At 68.1% G+C, this 6,395-nt stretch carries 12 protein-coding genes; all 12 read right to left on the reverse strand.

Annotation, left to right across the window (positions count from 1 at the left end; translation table 11 throughout):
* Positions 1–379 precede the first annotated feature (379 nt).
* The 12 genes from LQV45_RS15490 to LQV45_RS15540 all read right to left on the reverse strand — a co-directional run bounded on the left by LQV45_RS15490 (position 380) and on the right by LQV45_RS15540 (position 6,336).
* On the reverse strand, positions 380–547 hold the full coding sequence (locus tag LQV45_RS15490) for a hypothetical protein (RefSeq protein ID WP_230007801.1): 168 nt from the start codon (positions 545–547) through the stop codon (positions 380–382).
* Positions 541–957, reverse strand: a complete 417-nt coding sequence (locus LQV45_RS15495) for a hypothetical protein (RefSeq protein ID WP_230007802.1) — start codon at positions 955–957, stop codon at positions 541–543. Before LQV45_RS15495 ends, LQV45_RS15490 begins: the two co-directional genes overlap by 7 nt.
* Complete coding sequence (locus LQV45_RS15500; RefSeq protein WP_230007803.1) at positions 954–1,505, reverse strand: hypothetical protein; 552 nt, start codon at positions 1,503–1,505, stop codon at positions 954–956. Before LQV45_RS15500 ends, LQV45_RS15495 begins: the two co-directional genes overlap by 4 nt.
* A complete protein-coding gene (locus LQV45_RS15505; RefSeq protein WP_230007804.1) occupies positions 1,498–1,935 on the reverse strand; it encodes a hypothetical protein in 438 nt (145 codons plus the stop codon). The genes LQV45_RS15500 and LQV45_RS15505 overlap by 8 nt, the downstream gene beginning before the upstream one ends.
* Positions 1,936–1,955: 20 nt before the next feature.
* Complete coding sequence (locus tag LQV45_RS35685; RefSeq protein WP_290370256.1) at positions 1,956–2,078, reverse strand: hypothetical protein; 123 nt, start codon at positions 2,076–2,078, stop codon at positions 1,956–1,958.
* Between the two features lie 32 nt (positions 2,079–2,110).
* On the reverse strand, positions 2,111–2,851 hold the full coding sequence (locus LQV45_RS15510) for a M15 family metallopeptidase (RefSeq protein WP_230007805.1): 741 nt from the start codon (positions 2,849–2,851) through the stop codon (positions 2,111–2,113).
* A gap of 561 nt (positions 2,852–3,412) precedes the next feature.
* The gene (locus LQV45_RS15515) at positions 3,413–3,859 is read right to left on the reverse strand and encodes a hypothetical protein (RefSeq protein ID WP_230007806.1); all 447 of its coding nucleotides are present in this window, start codon (positions 3,857–3,859) and stop codon (positions 3,413–3,415) included.
* Between the two features lie 56 nt (positions 3,860–3,915).
* On the reverse strand, positions 3,916–4,104 hold the full coding sequence (locus tag LQV45_RS15520) for a hypothetical protein (RefSeq protein WP_230007807.1): 189 nt from the start codon (positions 4,102–4,104) through the stop codon (positions 3,916–3,918).
* Positions 4,105–4,162: 58 nt separating this feature from the next.
* Positions 4,163–4,846: a hypothetical protein gene (locus LQV45_RS15525; protein ID WP_230007808.1), complete on the reverse strand. Its 684-nt coding sequence runs from the start codon at positions 4,844–4,846 to the stop codon at positions 4,163–4,165.
* Between the two features lie 229 nt (positions 4,847–5,075).
* Positions 5,076–5,315, reverse strand: a complete 240-nt coding sequence (locus LQV45_RS15530) for a hypothetical protein (protein WP_230007809.1) — start codon at positions 5,313–5,315, stop codon at positions 5,076–5,078.
* A complete protein-coding gene (locus LQV45_RS15535) occupies positions 5,312–5,635 on the reverse strand; it encodes a hypothetical protein (RefSeq protein ID WP_230007810.1) in 324 nt (107 codons plus the stop codon). Before LQV45_RS15535 ends, LQV45_RS15530 begins: the two co-directional genes overlap by 4 nt.
* A complete protein-coding gene (locus tag LQV45_RS15540) occupies positions 5,632–6,336 on the reverse strand; it encodes a hypothetical protein (protein ID WP_230007811.1) in 705 nt (234 codons plus the stop codon). The genes LQV45_RS15535 and LQV45_RS15540 overlap by 4 nt, the downstream gene beginning before the upstream one ends.
* Between the last annotated feature and the right edge of the window lie 59 nt (positions 6,337–6,395).

Below are 6,395 nucleotides of genomic sequence, written 5' to 3' on the forward strand. Positions count from 1 at the left end.
ACGCGACCTCGGGCTGTAAATAAGCGACGCCCGAGGCGTGCCCATCGACCGGACCGCACGCCGGGCGGGCGCGAGGGCGGGCGATCCTTCCGGGCACTGTTGCATCCGTAGTGGGCAGGACGCAGGTTCCACAGATCCCAAGTTCCGCCGAGCGAGGCGGGCACCACGTGGTCGAGGGACGGGCCGAGGGGATGGCGAGGGCGCAACCCGTATCGGATCGGCCCCCGCTCCCCCCTGCACAGCCAACACACCGACCCCGGCGGGCAGACGATAGCGGTCAGGCGCTCGCGCTCAGCCTGCGACAGCTGCTCGGCGTGGTGAGGCATGATCACGAACCTCGTCCCCGCGCCCGGTCGACACTGACAGCGCAGCCGCGGCGTTAGTAGTGCAGGCGCCCATGCGCGCGCGTGCGTTCGTTCCTCGACACCGCACGTTCCGGCGGGTCGGCCTGCTGCGTCACGAGCGCCTCGACGGGCGGCAGCATTCGGGCCGGCTCGGGAATGACGGCGAACCCGACGACGCTCGACAGCGGCGCCCCGGTCACCACGCGAGCCACCGCACCGGCTGCGGCACATGCGACCCGCTCACCACGTACCGGGCACTGTCGACGAGGTCACCGCTCATCGCGTCGCGATCGCCGGCCATGAACACGACGTCGGCCGACATGCCCGCCAGGGCCGATGCCGAGCGCGCGAACCTCACCCGACCGCCTGACAGCAGCGTGATGGACTCGCAGCCGTTGCGGCGGCTGATCCGGGTCACCGCGCGTTCGTGCGAGCGCAGCAACTGTTCGAGATCACGGAACACGTGCTGCACGGCCGATGTGCCGGCGACGACCACCTGCCCACCGTCGACGGCCACCTGCAGCACGTCGATGATGCAGACGTGGCCGTTGCGGGCGACCTGATCGCGCGCGCTGCAGTATTCGCAGGCGCGCCGTTCCGACTGCTCGCTCATTCGGCCGGAGCCAAGGGCTTGCGCTCGGTGCGGTAGGTCGACGGGTCGCGCTCGTCGTTGCCGGTGTCGATGAGGCCGGCGCGGCGGGCGTAAGCGGCACGCACCTGCGCGAGCGTGACGGGATCGAGGTCGAGCGGCGTCACAGAGGCTGTTGTGTGCACCGTCTGCACGTTGACCACCTGCACGAACGCCGACAGCATCGTGACGATCACGCCGGCGATCGCTACCATTGCCGCGGTGCCCTCGTCACCCCAGAGGTTGAACGCGACGCCGACAGGGCCGAGCGCAGCGGCTGCGGCGTAGAGCGCGGCGCGGCCGTTCGTGTTCAGCCACGAGTAGGTATCGCTCCGCGTCAGGTACACGAGGCCGAGCGAGCCCTGCAGCAGCTGCAGGATGCCCGCAGCGAGCGCGAGCAGCGCGGCCGATTGCTCGCCGGTTGCGAACCCGAGGGCGACGACGAGCGTCAGCAGTGAAGCGATCGCGGCCTGCAGCGCCTGTCGGCGGGTGTCGGTGAGCCACGCAGCGGCGCGGCGGATGAGGTCAGTCACGGTTGTTTCCCCCTTCGGTCGGGTGAGTGTTTTCGAGTTCGAGCCACAGCCGGTCATCGACTGCGGCGAGGTCGTCGACGGCCGTATACAGGCCGGCGACCCCCTCCTCGACGCGGCGCAGAGCGTCATTCATCGAGGTGCCCGAGTTCGGGTGCAGTTCGTGGTGGATCTCGCCTATGCGGGCGTCCTGCGCGGCGAGGGTCGCGTCGGTGCGGGCGATGAACGCAGGCAGGCCGCGCAGACTCTCGATCACCTGCGAGAGCGCGAGGACGGCGCGAGCGAACGCGCGCAGAGCCGGCCAGGCTTTCCGCGCGAACGCCCACGAGCCGACGCCTGCGGCGATCACACCGGCGACGAACAGCACGGCATCCCAGAGGTTGACCGACTGCAGGATCTCCACAAGCCACGGGGGCGGGTTCAGAGCGGGCATGAACCCACCCCCCTTCCAGTTCAGGTGAGCAGCGCGCCCTGCGCGAACACCGCGAGCAGCTGCGCGAGCAGCTGCGCGAGCAGCTGCAGCACGATCCACACCCAGAGCAGCACTGCGACGGTTGTCGATGCGACAAGCGCCACGACAACCGCCACGAGGATGCGGGCGCTCACCCTCAGAACTGGCCGGCGTTCAGTCGCCCCTGAACGCGGCGGATGGTGTCGGAACCGTCCGCGTCGAGGACGCCGTCGGGCTCGATGCCCACATACGCCTGCAGGGCCTCGATCGTGGCGAACGGCCCCACGGTGCGGCCGATGTTCGACTCGATGCCGACCCCGTCGACGTCGAGCGAGAATCCGGATGCGTCACGCGCGCCTGCGTCGTTCAGTCGACGCTGCACCTCGGCGACGAGGACGGACGGCGACCAGATCTCGCCGTCGGGATCGGTACCGACGACCTCCTGCCACCGCTTGATGGTGTTGTACCCGAGCACGCCGTCGATCACGAGCGCTCCCGGACGTGCCTCGGACCACGGATCGCCGTCGAGTTCGACGTGCCACGGCTCGCCGAACTCGAACCCCGCAGCCGTAAAGCCGTGTTCGTGGGCGTGCTCGCGAATCCAGTTCGACCGCTCCGTGCCCGCCGTCTTCACGCCGGCGTCGGCAGCGGAGTCGACGAGGTCGATTGCGACGCCGCGAATGTGCGGGGCGTTCTCATCCGGGTACGCGGCCCGGATCGGCGAGCGCCCCGAGGTGTAGTCCGCATACAGGCGCCGCTGTACTTCGATGTCACGCAGCCCGTCGTCGACCTGCAGCGTGACGCCCGGGAAGGCTCGACCGAATGCATCCCGGAGGCCCTCGAATGCACGGGCAGTGCCGATTGCGACGTCGTGTCCGTCGATGTTTACCGTTGCCATTGATGTGCCCTTCTCTAGAAACGCAGAAGAGCCCCCGGCGGTGATCGCCAGGGGCTCGGATTGGACAGGTCGCGTGGAGCGGGCGCCGGGCACCATCCGGGCGCCCGCTCCCCCGGTCGTCACGCCGGGTTCGTGCCGCGCATTGTCGGAGCATCCGCGGTTGCTCGCCTCACCTGTTGAGGGCTTATCCCGCATCGCGCGCGCGAGGCGGAAGAACTGCGCTCCGAACCGCCCGCACGCCCCGGTAGGCCATGCTCGACGCGTGCGGCGCCCGCATCATGCGCGGCGCTCGGCGACACTGTCGGCGGCGATCGGGTGGGGGGCGGCGACGGTCGGAGCGAGCCCCCGGCCGGGCACAGCCGGGATGCATGGGCGGGCGATCCCAGAAACGACGAAAGCCCCGGCGATCGCCAGGGCTTTCGTTCAGGTCGTAATGATCCCGCAAGCGTAGCTTAGCAGGAAACTATGACACGGATGACACGGTTTCTCAGCGTGTGCGGGTGACCCGCCTACCGTCTTTCAGGCTCACCTCGACAGCCCCACCTCTTGGTCCGATCTTCTCTATCGCTCCGCCCCTCGGTGCACGCGCGACCGCCTCGGCCACCGCGCGCCCGACACCATCGACCTCATGAGCAACCCCCCGACCAGTCGCGCCGTTCCCGCCGCGGGCTCAGTGGGGGCGCCCTTCGGTTCGTTCTCGATTGCCGAGACACGCTGAGCGCTCAGACCCATGAGCGTTGCCACGTCACGCACCGAGAGCCCGTCACCACGCAAGCGCGCCACGGCCTCGCGACTCGCGTCGTAGGCAACGGATGCGACGCGTCGGGCGTCGGCGGATGCCTCAGTCGCGCGCAACACCGTGAGTAGATCAGACTCAGGCAGTTGAGGGTTGACGGTGACGTCCTCAGGTTCGAGTTCGACGTCGAGCAGCGATGCCGCCTCGATGACCATAGAGGGCACAAGGTCGAGCCGGCGGGCCTGCGTGAATAGGCCAGGAATCTCGGGCACTTCGACTGCCCACCAGCTACCGGAGCGCTCAGCCTTGGCTGTAACTCGCATGCTGCTCACTTCCCTTCCAGGTACTTGAGGATGCCACGGGCCGTCAGTTCGTTGACCTCGGAGTGACGGGGAATCGTCGTGCGCAGGTCTCCGATCTGCACGTGGGTGTGACTGCCACCCTCGGTGTAGATCGCCTTTTGACCGGTGGCCTTGGCAATCTTGCCGATTCGCTTGATGAGTTCCCCGCGCTTCATGAGTTTAGTCTACGGGTGTTGACAGTATCAAGTCAATACCCATAGACAGAATCTTCGATCAGTCGAGGTCGGGAACTCCGGCCCCAGTTCGGTGATCCTCGGGCGTTGAGTTGAGCAGATGCAAGAGATCCTGCCTGTTGACGAATCGACCGTGCTGCACGCCAACCCAATCGTGTACGGCGGCAGACCACGCCTGCACTGACCATTGTGTAACTCGCGCAATGAGGCGGGCTAGAGAGTCCGGGGAACCGGCAACTGAGGAAAGATGCATCTGCTCGCCGTGGGCGATGCCGGATAGGGCCGAGTAGAGCGTGCCCATCTTCGGGATCTCGGACGCTATGCGTTGCGTGTAGTTGAACTCGACCTTGGCATGCGCTCGCCCGACGTTCACAGAGCCAATTTCTGCCTGCTCGACACCCTTCCACACCCGCCTAACGGCGATCGCTCCCTCGCCGCGCAAATCCGCGACCAACCTTTCGCGCAATTCGGGGAAGTCGACCTCGCTGTCTTCGCCCAGCGAGTGGTGAGCCTTCTCGATAGCTCGGAATAGTGCCGCATACGTGCGCGCCGCTCTGCCCTCGACCCCGATGTCGCTACGGAGTAACCATGCTGTAGACGCCGAAATCTCGGCGATCGAGCGCACGATCGAGACCGCAGGCGTCGGAATAAACACCTGGCTGTTAAGCAGGACGTCGAGCCCGCGCAGCTGAGAAAGCAGACCGTTCGTGGTGTCTTCGATCAAGGTTTGACGCTGTCGATAAGCGGACCGGTAGCGACCCGCACGGGCAGCGGCGCGATCCTGCCCGTGCGGCGACCGCGTCGACGCTCTTTCCAACCGGGCGCCCAGCCTCTCCGCAGATGTTTCGGCGTGCGTCAGGCACTGGCGAACGACGGCGCGCATCGGGCCGACTGCTAGCTGCAGCCGGCCGAGCGCGTCCGACGGTAGAGACATGGTCGGATACTACGGCGCCCTACGCTGCTCGCTGCAGCTTTGCGGGGCGTCCACCTGTGCGCTCCCCCATCCGCTTGTCGACGGCGAGCACGTCGGCCTCGCGGAACCACTTCACACGCCGGCGTCCGTCGCGCACGGTCAGGAACGCGCGCAGGTCACCGCCGGCGATCCATCGCTGCAGGGTGCGGGTGTCCTTCCCCACGCGCGCGGCCGACTCGTCGAGAGTGAGCAGGACAGTGCCGTCGTCGAGGCGCCTCACGCGATCGCCGCGCAGGTGTTGAGCCGCACCCGCAGCTGCAGGGCCGGCGGCAGGCTCAGCTGGGGCGCAGGCGACGCCGCCACCACAGGCTGCCCGCCGCGCCCGTATGCGATCCGCCACTCGTCGAGCAGCCGCAGGCGAGCCAGGTGGCCGGCGTGCCTCTCGGCAAGTTCCTGCAGCTGACGCATACCGGCGCTGCGGCGGTGGCCCTGCGGCAGCAGCATGCGGCCGTCGTAGACCGCCTCGATGACCTGCACCTGCCACGGCTGCAGCGGCATGCCGATCGAGCCCGCGAACGCGATCACCTCAGCAGCCGTCATGCGGCGCCCTTCGCGGCCGGTTCGCAGACCGGGCACACAGCGTGAGCGTCGAGGCCGTCGCCGTTCTGCCGGTCTTCTTTCGGCACCTTGCAACCCCACGACCACGTATCGTGCTCGACTCCGCCAGGCGGCAGCGTGCGAGCGTCGAGCATCCGTACCCACTTGACGGCCGAGGCCGCGACCTGCACGAGTTCGGCGCGCAGCTTTGCAGGGTCCGTTTCGGCGAACGCTTCGGCGACTTCCTCGTGCAAGATGTGCCGCCAGGTCACGCGCCCCTCGGCCGCGGCCCGATCGGTGTTGGTCTTCGCGTCGACGGCTGCGGCTTGCGCGACGCTGCTGCCTGTCCCGTCCGGGTGGTCGACCGGCTCGCCCCACTTCGCATCCTGCCGGCCGCGCTCGGCGATGACCGCGGCGAGCACGTCGGCGTCGGGGTGGTCGCCCTGTCCGAGCACCGCTACGATCGCGCGCAGCTGCTCGACGGCACGCGAGGCCCACAGGGCGAGCCGCTCGGGCGAGTGCTGATCTTCCTCGAACTGCACCGACAGCCGGGCGATGGACGGGCCGAGCGCGTATATCCGCGCGCCGAGATCCCCGCCGGCGAGGCCGTAGGCCGCGGCCTGACCGTCGTCGAATCCATTTGCGTAGGCGGCTCTGGCGAGCTTCCGATCGAACGTCACCTGTAGCGTTTCAGCTGTTGCCATTGTTGATCCTCTCGTCGTCGAGCGACGGCACGGCCTCGGCGAACGCCTCTGCCCATAGC

It is taken from the genome of Microbacterium sp. Bi128 (assembly GCF_918698205.1).